This window comes from Paenibacillus periandrae (assembly GCF_022458865.1).
GTDB classification, from domain to species: Bacteria; Bacillota; Bacilli; order Paenibacillales; family NBRC-103111; genus Paenibacillus_S; species Paenibacillus_S periandrae.
Genome location: NZ_JAJNMU010000159.1, coordinates 1 through 345 on the forward strand (window position 1 = coordinate 1; position 345 = coordinate 345).

A 345-nucleotide genomic window follows, 5' to 3' on the forward strand; every position below is an offset into this window, starting at 1 on the left:
CTCGGATAGTGGGAATACCTAACGGCCTTAACTTTCCGTTTTCCTTCTCGATGAAATGTCGTCGCACAGGATCGGGTTTGTATCGTCCCTGTTGCAGTAACCTTTGGAGTTCTCTTAGATTCATGCTCACGTTATTCTCAAACATGGCCATGCTTACGCCATCGATTCCGCCGCTTCCTTGGTTCTTCTTCACAGATAGCCATGCTTCGCACAAGTTATTCATTTGGTACACTTTATCGATCAGGGAGTAGTATCGTCGTTTCGGTTTCATTGGTGTTTCACCACCTTTACCGCTACTCACCAAGCTGGTCTTGTTTCTGCTACAGAAATCGATTCCTTGCTTGT

General features: G+C 45.8%; 1 pseudogene. It reads right to left on the reverse strand.

Features of this window, described 5'->3' with window-relative positions:
• Positions 1–301, reverse strand: a pseudogene (locus LRL21_RS45045) (hypothetical protein); the annotation flags it as partial.
• Between the last annotated feature and the right edge of the window lie 44 nt (positions 302–345).